Source organism: Deltaproteobacteria bacterium (assembly GCA_028818775.1).
GTDB lineage: Bacteria > Desulfobacterota > Binatia > UBA9968 > JAJDTQ01 > JAJDTQ01.
In genome coordinates this window covers 23577-44785 of sequence record JAPPNE010000044.1, presented here as the reverse complement: position 1 = coordinate 44785, position 21209 = coordinate 23577, and the positions used below count along the sequence as shown (strand labels likewise).

At 65.5% G+C, this 21209-nt stretch carries 16 protein-coding genes; 11 read left to right on the top strand and 5 right to left on the bottom strand.

The window, feature by feature from the left end; genetic code table 11:
• Positions 1-15 precede the first annotated feature (15 nt).
• The 3 genes from OXU42_04185 to OXU42_04175 form a co-directional block, all read right to left on the bottom strand.
• Entirely contained in the window at positions 16-1578 is a 1563-nt protein-coding gene (locus tag OXU42_04185) for an ABC transporter substrate-binding protein (protein MDE0028589.1), read from the bottom strand.
• Between the two features lie 163 nt (positions 1579-1741).
• Complete coding sequence (locus OXU42_04180) at positions 1742-2656, bottom strand: ABC transporter permease (protein MDE0028588.1); 915 nt, start codon at positions 2654-2656, stop codon at positions 1742-1744.
• Positions 2657-2669: 13 nt separating this feature from the next.
• Positions 2670-3629 carry an ABC transporter permease gene (locus tag OXU42_04175; protein ID MDE0028587.1) on the bottom strand — a complete coding sequence of 320 codons (960 nt, stop codon included), beginning with the start codon at positions 3627-3629 and terminating at the stop codon, positions 2670-2672.
• A 283-nt stretch (positions 3630-3912) separates the two neighbouring features.
• Between OXU42_04175 and OXU42_04170 the strand changes: the two genes are divergently transcribed.
• The 11 genes from OXU42_04170 (at position 3913) to OXU42_04120 (ending at position 18552) form a co-directional block, all read left to right on the top strand.
• Entirely contained in the window at positions 3913-4932 is a 1020-nt protein-coding gene (locus OXU42_04170) for a tripartite tricarboxylate transporter substrate-binding protein (GenBank protein MDE0028586.1), read from the top strand.
• 97 nt (positions 4933-5029) lie between these two features.
• Positions 5030-5857, top strand: coding sequence for a formylglycine-generating enzyme family protein (locus OXU42_04165; GenBank protein ID MDE0028585.1), 828 nt, complete (start codon positions 5030-5032; stop codon positions 5855-5857).
• A gap of 243 nt (positions 5858-6100) precedes the next feature.
• Positions 6101-7219, top strand: a complete 1119-nt coding sequence (locus tag OXU42_04160) for an ornithine cyclodeaminase family protein (GenBank protein ID MDE0028584.1) — start codon at positions 6101-6103, stop codon at positions 7217-7219.
• A gap of 90 nt (positions 7220-7309) precedes the next feature.
• Complete coding sequence (locus OXU42_04155) at positions 7310-7597, top strand: hypothetical protein (protein ID MDE0028583.1); 288 nt, start codon at positions 7310-7312, stop codon at positions 7595-7597.
• Between the two features lie 9 nt (positions 7598-7606).
• Entirely contained in the window at positions 7607-9361 is a 1755-nt protein-coding gene (locus OXU42_04150) for a phosphoenolpyruvate carboxykinase (GTP) (GenBank protein ID MDE0028582.1), read from the top strand.
• Between the two features lie 221 nt (positions 9362-9582).
• Positions 9583-10803 (top strand): ammonium transporter, encoded by a 1221-nt coding sequence (locus tag OXU42_04145; protein MDE0028581.1) that lies wholly within the window; start codon positions 9583-9585, stop codon positions 10801-10803.
• 34 nt (positions 10804-10837) lie between these two features.
• Positions 10838-11179, top strand: coding sequence for a P-II family nitrogen regulator (locus tag OXU42_04140; GenBank protein ID MDE0028580.1), 342 nt, complete (start codon positions 10838-10840; stop codon positions 11177-11179).
• A gap of 141 nt (positions 11180-11320) precedes the next feature.
• Positions 11321-12196 carry an ABC transporter substrate-binding protein gene (locus OXU42_04135; GenBank protein MDE0028579.1) on the top strand — a complete coding sequence of 292 codons (876 nt, stop codon included), beginning with the start codon at positions 11321-11323 and terminating at the stop codon, positions 12194-12196.
• Between the two features lie 142 nt (positions 12197-12338).
• A complete protein-coding gene (ppk1, locus tag OXU42_04130) occupies positions 12339-14450 on the top strand; it encodes a polyphosphate kinase 1 (GenBank protein ID MDE0028578.1) in 2112 nt (703 codons plus the stop codon).
• Positions 14451-14674: 224 nt separating this feature from the next.
• Positions 14675-16687: a biosynthetic arginine decarboxylase gene (speA, locus tag OXU42_04125; GenBank protein ID MDE0028577.1), complete on the top strand. Its 2013-nt coding sequence runs from the start codon at positions 14675-14677 to the stop codon at positions 16685-16687.
• 146 nt (positions 16688-16833) lie between these two features.
• Positions 16834-18552, top strand: coding sequence for an iron ABC transporter permease (locus OXU42_04120; GenBank protein ID MDE0028576.1), 1719 nt, complete (start codon positions 16834-16836; stop codon positions 18550-18552).
• Positions 18553-18638: 86 nt separating this feature from the next.
• Here OXU42_04120 and OXU42_04115 read toward each other — a convergent pair whose 3' ends face one another.
• Both OXU42_04115 and OXU42_04110 read right to left on the bottom strand, forming a co-directional pair.
• Positions 18639-19643, bottom strand: coding sequence for a hypothetical protein (locus tag OXU42_04115; protein ID MDE0028575.1), 1005 nt, complete (start codon positions 19641-19643; stop codon positions 18639-18641).
• Positions 19628-20593 (bottom strand): site-specific DNA-methyltransferase, encoded by a 966-nt coding sequence (locus OXU42_04110; protein MDE0028574.1) that lies wholly within the window; start codon positions 20591-20593, stop codon positions 19628-19630. Before OXU42_04110 ends, OXU42_04115 begins: the two co-directional genes overlap by 16 nt.
• Positions 20594-21209: the final 616 nt, after the last annotated feature.

The following is a 21209-nucleotide window of genomic DNA, read 5'->3' as shown; positions in this document are numbered from 1 at the left end:
TGTCAAACCGGACCCTTACGGCTCCAGCCACGTCCTCCAAAGCCCGCCCTTGGCGTGCCAGTACTCCTGCGTGGGACCCCGCTCCCAGTTCTTGACCTCGTCGCGCCACACGTAGTTCCGGATGTTGGACCAGCCGATGATGTAGTGGACCACGTCGTCGACGAAGTATGTCTGGGCGAACTTCTTCCAGATGGCGAGCCGCTTGGCCCGGTCCGGCTCTTCCAGGTACTGCGTCACGAGCTTTTCCAGCTCGGGAGTGCAGTAGCGAGTGACGTTGCTGACGCCGTGCTTGCCCTCGGCGCAGCCGAGGTGCTGGATGTTGGCCACGAACGGCTCACCGGTCCCGCCTCCCCCGTAGACGGAGACGTGAAGCTCACCCGCGATGGTCTTCTTGATGAGCTCGGCTCCGCCCAGGTTCTGCAGCGAGAACTTGATGCCCGCCTCGGCCGCCTGCCGCATGATGGGCTCGGTCCAGGGATCGCCCTGGCCGCGGGTGGCTCCCAGGGTGATGGGCTGGCCCTTGTAACCGGCCTCCTTGAGCAGGCGCTTGGCCTCGGCCACGTTCCGCTTCCACTTGAAGCCGAGGGAGGTCTCCCAGTCGGTGTTCGGGACGCCCCAGGTCTCCACCGGGACGCCGAGCCCGAAGGTGGCCTCGTCGAGGATCGCGCCCTTGTCCAGCGAGAGCGCGATGGCCTTGCGCACGCGCGGATCGGAAACGGGCGCCGACTGGGTGTTGAAGACGAGAAGCCTGAGCCCGGCGGCGCCGATGGGCATGTACCGCAGCCCCTTGATGCGCTTGCTGTCGATGCGCTGCACAAAGGTCGGCCCCAGGCGCTCCGTCAGGTGCACGTCGCCCGCCTGGACCGCGGCGGCCCGGGCCGCCTTCTGGCGGATCACGATGAAGCGGACGCCGTCGAGGTACGCGGCCCCGCCCCAGTAGCCGTCATGACGGACCACGTGCAGCTCCTGCCCCGGGGTCCAGGACTTGAACTTGAACGGGCCCGTGCCCGCCGGCGGCGCGCCGCCCTTTATCTTCTGCTGGCCCTTGGCCAGAGACCCGGCCGGGGCGATGTGAAGGGTCGACGTGTTGGCGAGAATCTCGGGCAAGAGGCCGCGCGGCCCGGGTGCCTTGAACCTCACGGTGTGCTGGTCCACGGCCGTGGCCTCGGCGACGTTGTCGGCCAACTGCCCCTGGCCCGCCGCGCCGTTGGCCGGGTCCCGGATGTGGTTGACGGACCAGACCACGTCCTCGGCCGTCAACTCCTTGCCGTTGTGGAACTTGACCCCCTTGCGGAGCTTGAACGTCCACTCGCTGGAATCGGCGTTGGGCGACCAGCTCTCCGCCAGCCACGGATGGATGTCGCCCTTCTGGTCGTACATCACCAGGGGCTCGTACATGTTGTTCTTGATGTACTCGGGGATGGAGGTGAAGGCCACGAAGGGAATGGGCGTGCCGATGCCCTTGGCGTTGCCCAGCTTCAGGGTTCCTCCGATGCGGGGCTTGTCCGCGGCTTCGGCCGTGGAGAGGCCCGGCGGGCCGACGGCGAGCGCGACCCAACCGGCCAACAAAAATGCCACGCCCACCAATGAACCGCGCACAATATCTCTTCGGGTGCTGCCTGTCATCGTGATCTCCTCCTCTCGGGTTGGGCTCGATCAGGGTGATGATTCGGCCGCGACGCTAGCACCGCGGCCGGACGAGTGTCAACTTGCGCCGCGCGTTGGGAGGGCCCTCCGTGGCCTACCGCCCCCGCCGGTTCAAGGGCAGGCGCGTGCGCGGATCCATGCGGTCCCGCAGGCTGTCGCCCAACAGGGTGAAGCCCAGGATAACGCCGGCCAGGGCGATGCCCGGAAACACCGCCAGCCAGGGCGCCACCTCCAGAAAGTCCTGCGCCTCCCGGACCATCAGGCCCCAACTGATGTACGGCACCGACAAGCCCAGGCCCAGGTAGCTGAGGGCCGCCTCCACGCCGATGGCGCGGGCGAAGTCCAGGGTGATCTGCACCGCGATGGGCGCCATGATGTTGGGCAGGATCTGCTTCATCAGGACGCCCATGGGCCGCTGTCCCATGGCCCGGGCGGCCTCGACATACTCCCGTTCCTTGTGCGTCAGCACGCCGCTACGGACGATGCGGGCGTAGCGCGGGATGGAGCTGAAGGCGATGGCGAACCACAGCATCGGGACGCTGGGCCCGGCCAGCGCCACCAACGCCAACGCCAGCACCAGCGACGGGAAGGCCATGATGCCCTCCATCACGCGCTGGACCAGCGCATCGAAGGCCCCGCCCACGTAGCTCGACAGGGCGCCCAGCGGCGCCCCCAGCAGCAGCGCCACGATGACCGCGCCCGCGGCCACGTGCAGGCTCACGCGCGAGCCGGCGATGATGCGGGTGGCGACGTCCCGGCCGATGCGGTCGGTGCCGAAAGGGTGCTCCCAACTCGGTCCTTGCATGCGCACCTTGATGTTGGGCGTGGTGGTATCGTAGGGAGAGAAGCTCGCCCCCACCAGGGCGATCAGGATGTAGAGAAAGAGCAGCGTGACGCCCACCGCGGCCCGCGGATCGTTGCGGGTCGCGCTGACCGCGCGGCCGGACGCGCGCCACAAACGGTACCCCGGCCCGGAGGTTGTCGACGGATAGGGGGCTTGGAGTTCCACCCGGCGTTCCTCCCTACTTGTAGCGGACCCGCGGATCCAGCACCGCGTAGAGAATGTCCACCACCAGGTTGACGCCGATGGCGAGGAAGACCATGAACAGCACCACTCCCTGAACCACCACGAAATCCCGCGTGTGAATGGAGTTCAACAGCAGAAAACCGATGCCGGGATAGTTGAAGACGTTCTCGACGACGGTCACCAAGCCGCTCAGGTAGGCCATCTGCAGGCCCACCACCGTCACCGTCGTCATCAGCGAGTTGCGCAGGACGTGCTTCCACAACACCAGCCTCTCGCTCAGGCCCTTGGCCCTGGCGGTGCGCACATAGTCCAGGTTCATCTGCTCGAGGAAGTCCTGGCGCTGGAAGCGCAACACCGTGGCGGCCACGTTCAGGGCCACCACGGTCATGGGCAGGACCAGGTGCTGCAGGAACTCCACGATACCTTCCTGCGGAGGCGTATATCCGATGGCGGGAAGCCAGCCCAGGTACACCGCGAACACGAGAATGGCGACGAGGGCCAGCCAGAACGTGGGCACGGTGATGCCCAGGATGACGAAGCCCGTGGCGAAGTGGTCCCACTTGGTGTTGTTGTGGATGGCGGCCAGCACGCCGCCGGGCACGGCGATGGCCACGGCCATGATGACGCCGCCGACCATGAGGTAAGCCGTGGGCACCAGCCGGGCCAGGATGACGTCGAGGGCCGGAATCCGGTAGGTAATGGACGCCCCGAGGTCGCCCCGCACCATGTCCCACAGCCAGTCGAGGTACTGCACGATCAGCGGCCGGTCCAGGCCCAGCCGCAGGCGCATGGCGTTGTAGACGTCCTCCGAGATCGCCGCCCCTTCCACCGCGCCCAGCATCACCAGCACCGGGTCTCCGGGGATGATCCTCATGACGAAGAAGACCACCATGGTGACCACCAGCACCATGGGGACCAACTGCACGAGGCGCATGGCGACGTACCGTATGAGCACTGCCGAGTCTCCTCCTGGCCCTGCTTCGCCGGCCCGCTGCTCCGTCGCGAAGCGACGGTTGCGACGGCGACGCGGAAGGCACCGCCGACATTGCCACAAACCGCGCCTTCACACAAAGCCGGCCGTTCCGGGACGCCCCCCTTCTAACCGCGCCCGGCCGATTCCCCAACCGTGACGGCAGCGGCTTGACAAACGAATCACAAGTCACATAGAGGGGTCCATGACAAAGGGCGTCATCCAGAGGGAATCCATCCCACACGACGCACCGGAAGGAGGACGATGCATGACTGTTCTTCGCACTATCCTTGGAGCCCTGATCGTGCTCGGTTTCCTCGTCCAGGCGGCCACCGCGGACGAGTCGGTCTACAAGGGCAAGCAGGTGGTGATCGTCGTGTCCGCGGACGCCGCCACGTCCTACGACCTCTACCCGCGGACCGCGGCACGATACATCTCGAAATACATTCCCGGAAACCCGAAGGTGGTGGTGAAGAACATGCCCGGCGCCTCGGGGATGGTGGCGGCGAACTGGCTCTACAACATAGCCAAGAAGGACGGCCTCACCATGGGCGCGATTCACCGGACCCTGCCGCTGACGAAGGCCTTGGGCGTCAAGCAGGCGCGCTTCGACCCGACGAAGTTCAACTGGATCGGCACCCCGGTGCAGGAGACCGCGTCCTGCTTCGTCCGCTCCGACAGCAAGTACAAGACCGCCGAAGACCTGGTCAACGCCAAGGAACCGGTGAAGATGGCGGCCACGCAGCCGCGCTCCGACATCTTCATCGTGCCGCTGATGCTCAACAACGTCATGGGCACCAACATGAAGGTGACCTCCGGGTACCGCGGCATCATGGCTACCGCGCTGGCCGTGGACAAGGGAGAGGTGGACGGCATCTGCGGGTGGGGCTACGCCTCGCTGCGCGCCCTCAAGAAGGACTGGTTCGAGAAAAAGGCCATCCGCATCCTGGTGCAGGTCGGACGCGAGAAGCACCCCGGACTGAAGGACGTGCCGCTGGCCTCCGACCTCGCCAAGGGGGACAAGAAGGCCATCCTGGAAGTCTACAACAAGCAGCTCTCCGTGGGGCGGCCCTGGACCATGCCTCCCGGAGTGCCGCCGGAACGCGTGGAGACCATGCGCAACGCGTTCGCCCAGGTGATGAAGGATCCTGAATTCCTCAAGGACGCCGCGAAGGTGCGGATACAGATCAACCCGCTCCACGGGAAGGACCTGCAAACCCTCGTGCAGCAGATGGTCGACATTCCCGAGGCGAACAAGCCGGTGCTGAAAAAGACGTTCAACTACTGAGGAGGCGAGGAGCCTCGACCCAAGGAAGTGGCATGCCCCACGCGGAGGCACGGGGAACCTCCCGTGGTGCCCCACGCAGCGCCTGGAGGGAATCGTGATGAGGCCCAGCCTGGGCTCCATTGCAGGGTCGCTGGTATTGGCCGCAAGTCTCGTCCTTTCCGGCACGGCCGCCGCCGCCGAGGGCAAGCATGCGGGCATGGTGCTCATCCCCGCGGGGGAGTTCACCATGGGGCGGGACGGAGGTCCGCCCGGGGAGGGGCCGGCCCACAAGCTCTTCCTGCCGGCGTTCTTCATCGACCGGAACCTCGTCACCATGAAGGACTACGCGCGCTTCATCTCGGCCAAGGGGCCGGTGGGGCCCAAGGGCGAGATGTACCTGGACGTGCTGGACGACGACAACCGCATCCACCCGGCGGGCGACACCTGGCAGGTGGAGAAGGGTTTCGAGGACTACCCGGCCTCGGAGATGGCTTGGCACGGCGCGGTGGCGTACTGCAAGTGGCTCGAGAAGAAGCTCCCGAGCGAGGCGGAATGGGAGAAGGCCGCGCGCGGCGCCGACGGGCGGCTGTACCCGTGGGGCAACCAACCGCCCACGGGGGAGCTGGCCTTCTTCGGCGGCTGGCGCGGCGAATCGGTGCCCGTGGGCCGGTATCCCAAGGGGCGCAGTCCCTACGGCGTCATGGACATGGCCGGACAGGTGTGGGAGTGGACCCGCTCCACTGCGACGACTTACCCCTACGACCCCAAGGACGGGCGCGAGGACCTGTCGGTACCTTACCCGAGGGTAACCCGGGGCGGCAACGCCTCCAGCGATCCCGAAGGCCTCACCGCCACGTCGCGGCACATCGTGGACCCTGGCAGGCAGGCGCGCGGACACGCCTACTACGGGTTCCGCTGCGCGTCCAAGGTTGAGATGGTGTTCTGACCGCGCCGCCAATCCGTCGTTTCGTTCCTTCCTCTAGTTCGTCTCCGGGCTCCGCACCGGCGGCAGGAGCGTCCTCTTTCACCGTCACCTTGCGTTTCCGCCGCCACCGGGCTATCTGATTAGCCTAGATTCGATTAGCCCAGATCCGGCGGAGTAGGCGGTGAGGCGTTCGTTTCCCCGCTCACCGCCCATGCCTGTGCGATCCTGTCCCGGCAAATTCGCGATCCCGCACCGGAGGTATTCATGGCCCTGTTTTTCCATTCCCAGGACGTGGACGAGTTGGTTCCCTTTCCGGAAGCCGTCTCCATCACCGAGAACGCGCTCAGGAAGATCGGCACGTCCGAGGGCGTCAACGCGCCGCGCAAACGCTTGAACCTGCACCGCACCGTGGCCGAGGCGCCGTTCGACACCGTGCTCAACATCTACGCCGGCGGATCGTCGAGCTACGGCGCCGTGGGCGCGCAGGTGGCGCTGCACCGGAAGGCCATCGTCGGCGACCAGCAGCGGCGGCCGCCCTACAACCCCGACCAGACCGAGCTGGCACTGGTCTACGACGCGGACACGGGGACCCTCCTGGGGATCATGGCGCACCGGCCCAAGCACGCGGCGGGGGTGGCGGACCTGCGCACGCCGGCCACGAGCCTGGCGGGCCTCGACCTGTTGGCCAAGGAGGGCGCGCGCACGGTGGGCATCTACGGTTCCGGCAACCAGGCCTACTCCACCTTCGTGGGCCTGACCGAGCTGCGCAGGATCGACAGCGCAAAGGTCTACAGCCCCACGCCGGCGCACCGGGAGGCCTTTGCCCGAAAGATGACGGAGATCACCCACGTGCCGGTGGAGCCGGTGGCGGAAGCGCCGCGCGCCGCGCAGGACGTGGACATCATCCTGTGCATGACCAACACCAACGTGCCCGTCATCGACGGCTCCTGGCTGGAGCCGGGCCAGTACATCATCTCGGTCATCGGCAGCAACATCGAGCTGGTGAAAAGCGGCAACCTGGACAAGCCGCGGCGGGAGATCGACGACGCCACCTTGCAACGCTGCGACTTCATCGTCGCCCTCTCGCGCGAGCAGGCGGTGGACTCCCAGCAGGGCGACATCTACTGGCCGGTCCAGGACGGCGTCATCACCTGGGACAAGGTGGTCGACATCGCCGACATCCTGACCGGGAAGGCACCGGGACGCACCAGCGACGACCAGGTCCTCCTGTACAAGAACCAGGGCGGCCAGGGCATCGTGGACATCGCCCTGGCCAAGAAGCTGTACGAACTGGCGCGGGAGCACGGCAAGGGGTTCGAGCTGGACATCCAGGCGCGGGAGAACTGGTGGGTCCAGGGAGGGCGTGAAGACTACTGGTGCTGATTTGTGTGCGACGGGTCGCTGGGCTATATAGGGGAACCCTGAGCCGGGAACAGGCGTGCACCGGGTTCATCAGCCTTCTGGGGAGTTCGGATGGCCACAACGGAAGTAGCCGAAACGGTAGTGTGCCCGAACTGCAGCCACAAGGTCGTCATCAAGCTCTACAAGGTCGACGTCACCATCAACAGCTCCCAGGGCCACTTCCACACCGTCTACCACCGCCGCGAGCCGGCCTACACGGTCTATTGCATCAACTGCGGGCACTTCATCACCAACGACCCCAAGGGCACGCCGCCCAAGAGCGACGACCCGGACAGGCCAGCAACTCGAGGGACGCCGCCGTCGAAACGCGCTCCGTCGAAGCGGAGAGGTATCAAATAGAGGGAACGCATGCACGTGAACGAGGCTGTTCGGAAGTTCGTGAAGGAAGCGGCGGCCGTGTGCCGCCCCGACGACGTGGTCTGGTGCGACGGTTCGGAGGAAGAGCGGGAACGGCTGACCCAACTGGCGATCCGCGAGGGCGACCTGATCCCGCTGGACCAGAAGAGCCTGCCGGGCTGTTACCTCCACCGCAGCGCCTCCAACGACGTGGCGCGCACGGAGCATCTGACCTTCGTGTGTTCCCGCGAGCAGGACGACGCCGGCCCCTCCAACAACTGGATGGCGCCGGACGAAGCCTACGACCGGCTCGGGGTGATCTTCGACGGCTCCATGGCCGGGCGCACCATGTACGTGGTTCCCTTCCTCATGGGACCGGCGGGCTCCCCGTTCAGCAAGGTCGGCATCGAGCTGACCGACAGCGTGTACGTGGCCCTCAGCATGGGCTCCATGACGCGCATGGGCCAGGTCGCCCTCGACCACCTCGGCGGCTCAGACGACTTCACCCACGGACTCCACTCCAAGGCGGACCTGAACATCGACCGGCGCTTCATCTGCCACTTCCCGCAGGACAACACCATCTGGAGCGTGGGCTCCGGCTACGGCGGCAATGCGCTGCTGGCCAAGAAGTGCATGGCGCTGCGGCTCGCCAGCGTCCTGGGCCAGCGGGAAGGCTGGCTCGCCGAGCACATGATGATCGTCGGCCTCGAGAGCCCGGAGGGTGAGACCACCTACGTGTGCGGCGCGTTGCCGAGCGCCTGCGGCAAGACCAACCTGGCCATGCTGGTGCCGCCCGAGTCCATGAAGGGCTGGCGCGTGTTCACCGTCGGGGACGACATCGCGTGGCTGCGGGTGGGCGACGACGGGCGCCTGTGGGCGGTGAACCCCGAAGCCGGGTTCTTCGGCGTGGTCCCCGGGACCAACTCCAGGACCAACCCCAACGCCATGCGCACGATCCGCAAGAACACCATCTTCACCAACGTGGGGTTGAAACCCGACGGGGGCGTGTGGTGGGAGGGGCACGACGACCCGGTGCCCGAGCGCGTCACCGACTGGCGCGGGCGGCCGTGGCACCTCGCCAAGGAGGGTCCCGTGGCCCATCCCAACAGCCGTTTCACCGTGCCCGCCGGCGAATGCCCGTCCATCTCGCCGGAGCGCGAGAACCCCCAGGGCGTCCCCATAAGCGCCATCCTCTTCGGCGCCCGGCGCCAGAAGCTGGTTCCACTGGTCTACCAGTCCTTCGACTGGGCCCACGGCACCTTCCTCGGCGCCACCCTGGCGTCGGAGACCACCGCGGCCGCCACCGGAGCCGTCGGGGTGGTGCGGCGCGATCCCATGGCCATGCTGCCGTTCTGCGGCTACAACATGGGCGACTACTGGAACCACTGGCTCTCCATGGGCAAGCGCCTGACCCGTCCACCCAAGATCTTCCGCGTGAACTGGTTCCAGAGGGACGAGCGCGGCGGCTTCCTGTGGCCCGGGTTCGGCGAGAACCTGCGCGTGCTCCGGTGGATCATCGAGCGCTCGCGCGACGGCGGCAGCGCCGACGAGACCCCCATCGGCTACCTGCCCAAGACTTCGAGCATCGACTGCGCCGGAGCGGACGTCGCCGGCGGCGCCCTGAACCGGCTGCTCCACGTGGACCGGGAAGGCTGGCGCACGAACCTGCGCAGCCAGTCGGAGTTCTTCGAGAAGTTCGAAGACCGGCTCCCGGCGGGGATCAAGGAGCAGCACGCGAACCTCAGGCAGAGACTCCGCGGAGGATAGGGGGACGGGCGGTCCGCCGGTCCTCACCTGCCTGCTTGTTGCGCACATGCCTGTTTGTTGAGCAAGCGCGGAAACGAACCGCCGGCTCGGAACGTCATTCCCGCGAGCCGAGAGACCGACATCCCTGTTGGCACCGTATTTGCTTCTTCTCTCCCGACATCCGCCCGCGGATCGAACCGCGAGGCAGGAAATCACTTCAAACGGGGGACAATCTGGTGCAAATCAACAGCGGTGACACCGCCTGGATACTCACCTGTTCGGCGCTGGTGCTGATGATGTCCATTCCGGGACTGTTCCTGTTCTACGGCGGTCTGGTCCGAACCAAGAACGTCCTGGGAACCATCATGCAGACCTTCGTCGTCGTCGCCCTCATCAGCATTACGTGGGTGCTGTGGGGCTACACGCTGGCGTTCGGCCCGGACGTGGGCGGCATCGTCGGCAACCTCAAGTGGTTCGCCTTGAACGGCGTGGGCGCGGAGCCCAACCCCGACATCGTGGAGGGCATCCCGCACCTGGCCTTCATGGTGTTTCAGATGATGTTCGCCATCATCACGGTAGCCCTCATCACCGGCGCGTTCGCGGAACGGGCGAAGTTCAGCACCTTCGTCGTCTTCGCGGTCCTGTGGAGCACGTTCATCTACTCGCCGCTGGCGCATTGGGCCTGGGGCGGCGGCTGGATGGGCGCCATGGGCGCGCTGGATTTCGCCGGCGGCACCGTGGTGCACATCAGCTCCGGCATCTCCGCCCTGGCGGCGGCCCTGCTCTACGGCAAGCGGCGCGGCTACGGGCGCGACGCCATGATGCCCCACAACCTGCCGTTCAGCGTCATCGGCGCCGCCCTCCTGTGGGTGGGCTGGTTCGGCTTCAACGCCGGCAGCGCGCTGGCGGCGGACGGTCTGGCGGCGGTGGCCTTCGTCACCACCAACACCGCGGCGGCGGCAGCGGCCCTGGCGTGGATGTTCACCGAATGGGCCTGCGGAGGCAAGCCAACCCTGCTCGGGGCCGCCACCGGCGCGGTCGCGGGCCTGGTCTCCATCACGCCGGCGGCGGGCTTCGTGAGCCCGGGTTCCGCCATCATCATCGGCGCGGGCGGCGGCATCCTGTGCTACGCCGCGTGCAACTTCAAGACGCGCATGGGCTACGACGACTCGCTGGACGTAGTGGGCGTGCACGGCGTCGGCGGCGTGTGGGGCGCCCTGGCCACCGGCCTGTTCGCCTCCACCGTGGTAAACTCCGGCGGCGCCGACGGCCTGTTCTTCGGCAACCCCGGGCAACTGTGGATCCAGTTCGTCAGCGTGGCCGGCACCATGGTGTTCGCGTTCGTGGGGACCCTGGTGATTCTCGGCATTCTCAACGCGACCATGGGTCTGCGCCTGTCCGACGACGACGAGCAGATGGGCCTGGATTTGAGTCAGCACGAGGAACGGGGTTATAGCTGGTAGGCGCATTCCCGCTTCATTGCGCAGGAGGAACTTCATGAAAAAGATAGAAGCCATCATCAAGCCCTTTCGGCTGGATGAAGTGAAGGAGGCGCTGACCGCCGTCGGCGTCTCGGGGATGACCGTCAGCGAGGTCAAGGGGTTCGGGCGGCAGAAGGGCCACACCGAGCTTTACCGCGGCGCGGAGTACACCGTGGACTTCCTGCCCAAGGTCAAGATCGAGGTGCTGTTGCCGGAGGAGTTGCTGGCCGGCGCCGTCGACGCGATCCTCAACTCGGCCCAGACCGGCAAGATCGGCGACGGCAAGATATTCGTCACCACCGTGGACGAGGTCATCCGCATCCGCACCAACGAACGCGGCGACGAAGCCCTGCGTTGACTCCCTTCACCGAGGGGGGCGGGCCGCGAGCCCGCCTCCCTCTCCCCTCTCCGCGCGGGCCGGCCGACGATCCGGGAGCGCTGGCGGTTCCCGGCGTGTTCGTGTACGAACACGCCATAGAACCATCACCCGGAGGCCCGCATGCTCGTTCACTTCATCACTTTCGGCGAGAACCCCGCGGTCGTCATCGGACGCCAACGCGGCCTCTTTGCCGCCCACGGCCTGGAGGTGGAGACCATCGTCACCCGCAGCTCCACGCAACAGATGCGCGGCCTGAGCGACGGCACCTACGATCTTGCCTCCACCGCCTTCGACAACGTGCTCGCCTGGTCGGGGCGCGAGGGCGCCGACATCCACGCGGTGGCGCGGGCTTCCGAGCGCATGGGCCTGCCAGTGTACGTGCGCCCCGAGATCGGCGACTGGGAGGACCTGCGCGGCCGCCTGCTGGCGGTGGACGCCGTGGACACGGCCTACGCGCTGGTGCTCCGGCGGATCCTGCTGGCCCACGGACTGGACATGAAGCGCGGCGACTACAAGCTGGACCCGGTCGGCGCCACCGGTCCGCGCTTCGAATCCATGAAGAGCGGCCAGACCTTCGCCGGCATCCTGAACCCGCCCTGGGACCGGCGGGCGGAAGCGGAGGGCATGCGCCGCATCGCCGACTACCGCGAGGTGCTGCCCAACTACCCGGGCGGCGTCTTCGCGGTCACCACCGCGTGGGCGGCGGCGCACCGGCGCGAACTGGTGGATCTCCTCAAGTGCCTGGCCGAGGCCACCGCGTGGGGCAACGACCCGGGCAACCGGGCGGAGGCGCTCGGGGTGCTGCGGAACGCCCTGGAACTGGACGAGGCAGGCGCGGCCAAGGAGCTGTCCTCCCTGCCCGCCACCACGGACCTTGACGTCGACGGGTTGCAGGTGCCGCTGGACCTCCGGGTCTCGTTCGATCTCCCGCCGGGCAAGGGCACCGACCTCGCCGCCTACTACGACCTGCGGTACCACGCGGAAGCGGTCGGCTAGGGTCCTTCGACTTCGCTGCGCTACGCTCAGGACGAACGGGGAAGGCTGGGCTCCGTTCGTCCTGAGCGTAGCGCGAGCGAAGTCGACGGATAACAATTGATCAAAATTCCTCTTTGTTGTAGTTTCTCGTTCCTGCGTTGCCATGGCCGGACGGAAAAAAAATTCGACGCTGCCGCTGCGAAACAAGGAGATAAGCTGGCTGGCGTTCAACGGCCGCGTCCTTCAGGAGGCGTCGGACCCGTCGGTGCCGTTGCTTGAGCGGCTGACCTTCCTCGGGATCTTTTCGTCCAACCAGGACGAGTTCTTTCGCGTGCGCGTGGCGCACCTGCGGCGCCTGGAGCAGATCGGCGCCGGCGCGCAGCGCCTCATGGGCGACGACCCCGCACAGGTGCTCCAGGAAATCCATGCCGTCGTCCTGAAGCAGCAGGCCGACTTCGAGAGCATCTACCGGAACATTCTCGCGGAGTTGCGGCGCCACGGCATCTCCATCGTCACGGAGAAGGACCTGAACCGCGATCAGCAGGCGTTCATCGAGGAATTCTACCAGCAGAAGCTGCGGCCGAACCTGATTCCGTTGATGATCAACCACCTGACGGAGTTCCCGCAGCTCAAGGACCAGGCCATCTATCTTGCCATCTGGCTCTACAGCAGCGGCTCCCGGCGGTCGGAATACGCGCTGATCGAGATCCCCACCGACGTGTTGTCGCGCTTCGTGATCCTGCCGCGGGCGGGCGACCGGCACTACGTCATCCTGCTGGACGACGTCATCCGCTATTGCCTCAAGGACATCTTCTCGATCTTCCCGTTCGACCATTTCGAGGCCTACACCATCAAGCTGACGCGCGACGCCCAACTCGACCTGGACGACGACCTCTACGAGAGCTACATCGAGAAGATCTCCAAGGGACTCAAGCAGCGCCGGTCCGGGGCGCCGGTGCGCTTCATCTACGACAACCAGATCCCCCGGCGGTTGCTCAAGCTGCTGAAGGACAAGATGGGGCTGGACGACCAGTCGGGACCGTTCATCCCCGGCGGACGCTATCACAACTTCAAGGACTTCATGGGGTTCCCGCGCATCGGCCCGAAGAAGCTGTCGGCGGTTCCCTTGCCGCCGCTGCCGCACGGACACATCGACGCGGAGAAGACTTTCTTCAAGGCCATCCGGCGCCGGGACATCCTGGTGCACTACCCGTACCAGGACTTCGACTACCTGATCGAGTTCCTGCGGCAGGCCGCCATCGACCCCAAGGTGCGCTCCATCAAGATGACGCTGTACCGGGTGGCGCGGAACTCGAAGATCGTCAATGCGCTGATCAACGCCAGCCGCAACGGCAAGAAGGTCACGGTGGTGATGGAGCTGCAGGCGCGCTTCGACGAGGCCGACAACGTCTACTGGTCGGAGCGGCTGCAGGAGGAAGGGGTACGGGTCATCCACGGCGTGCCGGGACTCAAGGTCCACGCCAAGCTGATCCTCATCACCCGGGTGTCGCACCGCAAGACCGTGCTCTACGCCAACGTCAGCAGCGGGAACTTCAACGAGACCACCGCGCGCATATACACCGACGACAGCCTGTTCACCGCCGACGAACGCATCACCGGCGAGGTCAAGCGGGTCTTCAGCTTCCTCGAATCCAATTACCGGCGGACCACCTTCAAGCACCTGCTGGTTTCTCCCTACGACACCCGGCGCAAGCTCACGCGGTTCATCGACACCGAGATCAAGAACGCCGGCAAGGGCCTGCCCGCCTGGATCATCCTCAAGGTCAACAACCTCGAGGACCGCGGCCTGATCCGGAAACTCTACGAGGCGAGCGAGGCCGGTGTCGACGTGCGCCTCATGGTGCGCGGGATGTTCTCGCTGGTTCCGGGTGTCAAGGACGTGAGCGAGCGCATACAGGCCACGGCGATCCTCGACCGCTTCCTGGAACATTCGCGGGTCATGGCGTTCGCCGACGGCGGCGACGAGAAGTTCTTCATCTCCTCGGGCGACTGGATGGAACGCAACGTGGACCACCGGGTCGAGGTAGCCTGTCCCGTCTACGATCCTTCGCTCAAGAAGCGGCTCAAGGACCTGCTCGACATCCTCTGGGACGACAACGTCAAGGCGCGGGTGCTGGACAAGGACCTGCGCAACCGCTACCAGCCCGCGGCCGGCGGCAGTCGAACGCACGCCCAGGAAGCCATCTACGCCTACCTGGCCGAACAGCACGCGCCCAAGCCGGAAGCGGACGTGGGCCTGCGCCTGGCGCGCTGATCCGTCTCCCCTCCCCACAAACAGCCGTAAACTATGGTACAATCGCGAACCGCGGTTCTGGCCCTCCTGCGTCACTCCCAACCCCACCGTCATTCCCGCGAAAGCGGGAATCCAGGGGTGGTGCGGGGAGTGACGCAGGAGGCGGGAGTGACTACGGCGGCTCAGGGCGAGTCGACGCGGATAACGCGCGCATCAGCAAACGGCAAGGAGGGTACCACGGGACGATGAAAAGGCTGCCATTGGGAGCGGGCGAACCGTTTGCGCACTGGCGTTCGTGGGGCGAGGGCTTCGTGAACGTGAACGACGCGGGTCACCTGGAGGTCATCACGAATACGGCCACGGCCGGCAAGGTGGACTTGCACGAACTCGTGATCCGCCTGCAGCGGCAAGGGGTCCGGTTGCCGGTGCTGGTGCGCTTCCCGCAGCTCATCGACCGCCAGATGGAAACTCTCCAGCGGGCGTTCAAGACGGCCACCGAGACCTTCGACTTCCGCGGCTCGTTCACCTCCGTGTATCCCCTCAAGGTCAACAGCCGCAAGGCCACGGTGGCGCGCATCTGCGCGGCCGGCCGGCCCCACGGCGCCGGCCTCGAGGTGGGCACCAAGGCCGAGCTGTGCATCGCCCTGTCCATGCTGCGCGACAGCACCGGTCCGATCATCTGCAACGGCTACAAGGACTCGGCCTATCTCGAGCTGGCGGCCGCGGCCGGGGCGGCCGGCTACAACATCGTCGTGGTGTTCGAGCGCCCGCGGGAGTACGAGCTCATCGCCGAGCTGCGAGCCAAGGGGCTGCCGTGCCCGCGCCTGGGCGCACGGGTCAAGCTCAACGCCAGCGGCATGGGCCGCTGGGAGGAGTCGTCGGGCGACCTCTCCAAGTTCGGCCTGACCGCGTCCGACCTGCTGGACTGCACCCGGCTGCTCAAGGAGTGCAGGCTGCTGGACCGCCTGCGGCTGCTGCACTTCCACCTGGGCTCGCAGATCACCCACATCCGCAACTTCAAGCAGGCGCTCCAGGAAGCGCTGCGGTTCTACGTGGAGTTGAAGGAGCTGGGAGTCCCCCTGGACACACTGGACGTGGGCGGCGGGCTCGGCGTGGACTACGACGGCAGCAACAGCTCGGCGGACTCCAGCGTCAACTACAACGTCCAGGAATACGCCAACGACATCATCTACACCACCAAGGAAGTGCTGGACCGGGCGCGCATCGTGGAGCCGCGCATCATCACCGAAGCCGGGCGGTTCCTGGTTACCCACCACGAGGTGCTGCTGGTGGACCCGCTCGAACAGCCCAAAACGAGCCCGAAACCCGTGCGTGCCCGAGCGCGCGCGTCCAACGTGGACGCCGTCAACGAGCTCAACGACATGGTGGTGGAGATCAACAGCAAGAACTGGCGCGAGTATCTGCACGACGCCTACCAGAAGAAGGACGAGATGCTGTCGGCCTTCTCCTTGGGCTTCCTGTCGCTCAAGCAGCGCGCGCAGGCGGAGTCCGCCTTCTCCCGCATCGTCGAGCTGGCGAGCCGCTACGCGCGCCACGGACGCTTCGACGGCGAGGACAAGGCGGCTCTTGAACGCATCGCCGCGCGTCTGCACGCGTTCAACTTCTCGATCTTCAAGTCGCTGCCGGACAGTTGGATCCTGGACATGCTGTTCCCCATCATGCCCACCAGCCGGCTCAAGGAGAAGCCCGCCCTCAAGGCGGTGCTGGCGGACCTGACCTGCGACTCCGACGGCGTCATCAACAAGTTCTCGCATCCCCAGGAACCACGCTCGACCTTCGAGCTCCACGCGCTGCCCTGGGACGACGCCTACGCCCTGGCGGTATTGTTCGTGGGCGCCTACCAGGAAGCCCTCAGCAGCGATCACAACCTCTTCGGCCGGCCGGCCGAGGTCACGGTGGAAACGGACGCCGAGGGCGCCCCGGCGATCCTCGACGTGCGGGAATCCGACACCTGCGCCGACATGCTCGCCCGCTGGGGCTACGAGGAACTCGCCCGCGAGCAGGCCCCGAGGGAGCTCCACGCCGTGCCCGACCCGGCCCAGGCGGATGCCCCTTCGGCGCGCCTGGAGCGCCTCCTGGCGCAAGTCCTGGCCGCCGGCACCTACCTGGACCGGGATGTCGCGGCGGAGGAACCGGCCGCCGCCGGGGAGGCCGGTGCCGGGGCGGGACAACCAGTGGGTACCCGTTTACCGGCCGCCAGCGAGCCGAAACGGGTACGTTCGGCAACGGGTTCCTGAAAAGTTCCACCACTCTAACATTAAGGGTTTGAGTCACAAGACTTCTTGTGCTAGTTTCCGGCATCTGACGCAGGGCGGGCTTCAGGCTCGCCCTCGGCCGCACCGCGCATGGGCATCACCCCGGCCGCGGCCGGAGCAGCCAGCAGATGCAGGACACGCAGACCAATCCCGCCGGCGCGGCCTCGGCCGCGCCGCAGGTTCCCAACCAACGCGCCCGCTCCCGATCGTCCCGGCTCGACGGCTGGACCCTCGGAATCCTCGCCCTGGCGGCGCTGTTCTTCAGCCCGATGCTGGCGGTGCTGGGCATCGCCCTGGACAACAGCGGGGACGCGTGGACGCACCTTGCCTCCACCGTCCTGGGGACCTACATCGGCCAGACCCTGCTGCTCATTGCCGGAGTGGGCGCGGGCGTGCTGGTCATCGGCGTGAGCACGGCCTGGCTGGTCACCCTGTTCGAGTTCCGCGGCCGGCGCGTGCTCCAGTGGGCACTGCTGCTGCCGCTGGCCATGCCCTCCTACATCGTGGCGTACGCCTACACCGACCTGCTCGAATTCGCCGGTCCGGTGCAGACCGCCCTGCGCCAGCTCTTCGGCTGGCACCGCCCGGGCGATTACTGGTTTCCGGAAATCCGTTCGCTGGGCGGCGCCGCGACTTTCATGTCCCTGGTGCTTTACCCCTACGTGTACCTGCTCGCGCGAGCGGCCTTCGTCGAGCAGTCGCAGAACCTGTGGGACGCCGCCCGCGGCCTCGGGCACGACACTTGGGGCTGCTTCGTGCGCGTGGGCCTGCCGCTGGCGCGACCGGCCATCGCGGTGGGCGTGCTGCTGGCGCTCATGGAGACCCTCAATGACTTCGGCACCGTGGACTACTTCGCGGTGCAGACCTTGACCGTCGGCGTCTACCGCGTGTGGTTCGGCATGAACAACACGCCGGCGGCGGCGCAGTTGGCCTCCATGGTGCTGGTCCTGGTGCTGGTGATGGCCGCCCTGGAGCATATCGCCCGGGGGCGGCGGCGTTTTCAATTCAGCCAGTCCGCGCCCCGGCGCGACCCCATCGCATGCCTAAACGGCACCCGCGGCATCCTGGCGTTCCTGGCCTGCGCCACGCCCGTGGCCCTGGGCTTCCTGGTCCCCGCCGTGCTGCTGGGCGCCTCCGCCATCGGCAGCGAAGACGCCGCCGTCGGCGTCAGCACCCTGGGCCTCGCCTTCAACAGCATAGCGGTGGCCGGCGTTGCCGCGCTGGTGTGCCTGTGCGGCGGCCTCTTTCTCGCCTACGGAGCGCGGCTGTCCGGCACCGGCTTCGTGCGCACGGCCACGCGCTTGGCGAGCATCGGCTACGCGGTCCCGGGCGTCGTGCTGGCGGTGGGGGTACTGATCCCCGCGGCCGCCCTGGACAACCTCATCGACGGTTTCATGCGCCAGTACTTCGGCACCGCCACCGGCCTGATCTTCAGCGGCACGCTGTACGCCCTGGTCTTCGCCTGCACCGTGCGCTTCCTCGCCCTGTCCTTCGGTTCGGTGGAAGCGGGGCTCACCAAGATCACGCCCAACATGGACGCGGCGGCCCGCTCCCTGGGCCACCGTCCGGCGGGGCTGCTCGCCCGCATCCATTTCCCCCTGCTGCGGGGCAGCCTCATGACCGGCGCCATGCTGGTCTTCGTCGACGCCATGAAGGAGCTGCCCATGACCCTGATCCTGCGGCCCTTCAACTTCAACACCCTGGCGACCCACGTCTACGAGTACGCCTCCTACGAAGCGTTCGAGCAGGCGGCGCTTCCGGCCCTCGCCATCGTCGCCGCGGGCCTCGCCCCGGTGATCAGCCTCAGCCTCGGCTTTGCTGGCTCGCGGAGGTCTTCGCAAGCCTAGGAGTCGGCATCGTGACCCGTACCTACAGGGAGCGATTCGCAAAGTCGTTAGCCGATCGAGCTTTCTCCTTGCCGTGAAGTAGTGCCTCAAAGATCTCCGCGCTCGATACGCGTCGTGAGCCCCTGCAACCCGTGATCGCGCAACAGCACCAGCATCTCTTCGAGTGCCGTCAAGTCCTTGGAAATGGAGAAGTGCATGTCCACTTCGGCACGACTGTAGTTGCTCGCAAACCCTCTTACGCGTACGGCGTAAACTCGATCAAAGAGTAGTTCGTGCAGGAGTCGGTCTGCACGGCGTGCAGAAATGACCCGCCAAGGTGCACTATCTATTTGTACGCTGATCCGTTTGATTGCTTCCGCGACTGTCCGGACTTGCGGAGCGTCCACCAAGTGATGAACGATGTGGTCCTCGAAGTTCTGCTTGCGCGGTTGCGACGACTTCATGTACAGCGCTGTGAGGTGCGTCACGTCCTCCGGTACGGCAGCACCCGCGGAGTCGCCGGTTAGTCCAGGAATGCTGACGATGACAAACAGATAGGGCAGGTATTCTTGCTCTTGTTTCTTCCTGGCGGAATAAATCTTGTAGGTCGCGAGCGGGAAGCAATCAGCAGATTCGAGACCCACCAGTTCAACAGCCTTACGAAAAGCCGAGCCGTGGAATTTGATGTTGATTCGGAACACGGGGCGGTCTTGACCGTTGTAGACCCGGTAGTCTGTGTCGGTCCGGCCCGCTCGATCATCTTCCAGGCGAAGCTCATCCGTCTGCACGATACTCCGATAAGTTGCCTCGAAGGAGCGTTCTGCGAGAGTCCCGACCAACATCTGGCCAACACCTCTCCGTGTCTTCGCCAGAGCATCGTCGGTGGAAGCGTCGGTCAGACTGACGCCGAAGACCGCACGGATTGGATCAGTCGCGTCAGCCACTTCCTGAACTTTTGCCCGTGTAGACCTGATTTCCCGCGCGATGGCGGCTGGGGTCTCGCCACGCCTCACCCTACCCGCTGCCTGAAGCAGCGCAAACGGTTTGGGTACATCCGAAGAACTGAAGACCTTTCTGGCAGTGACGAGCAGGTCGTCTACGTTTGTGAGCATTTTAGTTGCTCAGGAATGAGTCCGAAACGCAGCTTCGAGTTTTCGACATATTTGGGCTCCGTCTCGAACGCCAACCACTGTCTGTGTAACGATTCAGCCACGGCGCCGGTCGTATTACTGCCAGCGAATGGATCGACGACCAAACCACTCAAGCGAGTCAAAAACTTGATGTAGAACTCAGGGAGGGCGGATGGAAATCGCGCAGGATGGGGTTTAATCCCATACTCAGCGCACAACCGGATGTATGGAGAGTTGCTCTCGTTGTTCCCCCTCATCAAGACATTGGAAGGGATCGAGCCGCCACGGTCAGCCTGGAATTTGTCGGTGATGTTGTGACCACTCGGACGTTTCCTTCTCTTGTATCCGCGTGTAATCATGCGGCGCATGTCGTCGCTGTACTCTTCCAGTACTTGCCGATTGTCTGCGTATGGGAACGGCGTCTTGGAAAGCCAAAACACATACTCCAGAGAATCCTTGATTCGGATTCGTCTTACGTTTACCCATTCCGCGGGACTGGGAAGCTTGGCGGGGTTGTACCAGAAGCATTCTTGGGCGAGGCAAAATCCAATGTCCTCACAGAGCATTAGCAGGAGGTGGAAGTGGTAAAGGGAGCGAGTGGGTCTTCCTTTTTCATAGCTGCCACCAATGTTTAGGACAAAGCTTCCTTCGGGTTTAAGTATTCTAAAAATCTGTTGGGCAAATGGCCGGAACCACTCAACGTAGTCTTCCTTTTCGGCGTTTCCGTACTCCTTCTTGAAGTGAAGGGCGTAGGGAGGCGAAGTGACAACTAGGTCAACGCTCTCGTCTGGCATGGCCGCCATTCCTTGGGACGAATCCGCCTGAAACATCGCGCCGAAATCCGTTGTGTAGGCGGGTTGCGGTTGCAGGAGCTTAGACGGATGGCGGTCCGGTTCGGGACGCCCTAATGGCAGAACTTTCTGGCTGGCCACGCCGCGTCCGGGCCTGTCTGGTTCACCAGCGGTGCCTCTTAACGCCGAACTTCCCGCTGGACCCTTCGGTTCCGCTCCCATCCTCTGACCTCCGTCACGACGAGCCTTCCAAGCACCTGGTCTGCAGGAGCCTTTGCTGTGGATAGTTGCCGGCTAAGGCTGACAAGACACCAGATGCCGAAGGTGGGGATTCCTGCCTAGTGGCGCGTGCCGTCTGTACTGTAGCCGTTCCCACTGTATCTCACCTGTTGAAATACGCGAACCCGAGGCCGCTGTCCTTAGGGCCACAAGGGATTCACTCCACCAATGAGTCAGTATACCGCTTACTTGCGCTGGTTCATATGGGTTGCTTCCGCTAATCGGGGAACGAGCCTCTGAAGCCCGAATCGGGGCGGATCAACATAGCCGGCGAGGTTGTCGGAGAGAACACTCGTTTCACCTCTGTCCACAACCCTGCGTCCGATCTAGCGCCGCTCGGGCTTGCGGCCCGAAACCGCAAAGGGTGGCACCCCCGCGATCGCGTGAGGACGAGGAAAGCGGGATGAAGGACGCCTTGTGGGGTTTCTCATCCAGAGATGCAGGATGGACGACGGCACGACTTACTTCGTGACTTGCT

What these genes read in the sequence shown, in the direction of transcription:
- OXU42_04170 (MDE0028586.1), top strand. Translation starts at nt 3,913, where the DNA reads ATGACTGTTCTTCGCACTATCCTTGGAGCCCTGATCGTGCTCGGTTTC.
- OXU42_04165 (MDE0028585.1), top strand. Translation starts at nt 5,030, where the DNA reads ATGAGGCCCAGCCTGGGCTCCATTGCAGGGTCGCTGGTATTGGCCGCA.
- OXU42_04160 (MDE0028584.1), top strand. Translation starts at nt 6,101, where the DNA reads ATGGCCCTGTTTTTCCATTCCCAGGACGTGGACGAGTTGGTTCCCTTT.
- OXU42_04155 (MDE0028583.1), top strand. Translation starts at nt 7,310, where the DNA reads ATGGCCACAACGGAAGTAGCCGAAACGGTAGTGTGCCCGAACTGCAGC.
- OXU42_04150 (MDE0028582.1), top strand. Translation starts at nt 7,607, where the DNA reads ATGCACGTGAACGAGGCTGTTCGGAAGTTCGTGAAGGAAGCGGCGGCC.
- OXU42_04140 (MDE0028580.1), top strand. Translation starts at nt 10,838, where the DNA reads ATGAAAAAGATAGAAGCCATCATCAAGCCCTTTCGGCTGGATGAAGTG.
- OXU42_04135 (MDE0028579.1), top strand. Translation starts at nt 11,321, where the DNA reads ATGCTCGTTCACTTCATCACTTTCGGCGAGAACCCCGCGGTCGTCATC.
- ppk1 (MDE0028578.1), top strand. Translation starts at nt 12,339, where the DNA reads ATGGCCGGACGGAAAAAAAATTCGACGCTGCCGCTGCGAAACAAGGAG.
- speA (MDE0028577.1), top strand. Translation starts at nt 14,675, where the DNA reads ATGAAAAGGCTGCCATTGGGAGCGGGCGAACCGTTTGCGCACTGGCGT.
- OXU42_04120 (MDE0028576.1), top strand. Translation starts at nt 16,834, where the DNA reads ATGCAGGACACGCAGACCAATCCCGCCGGCGCGGCCTCGGCCGCGCCG.
- OXU42_04115 (MDE0028575.1), bottom strand. Translation starts at nt 19,643, where the DNA reads ATGCTCACAAACGTAGACGACCTGCTCGTCACTGCCAGAAAGGTCTTC.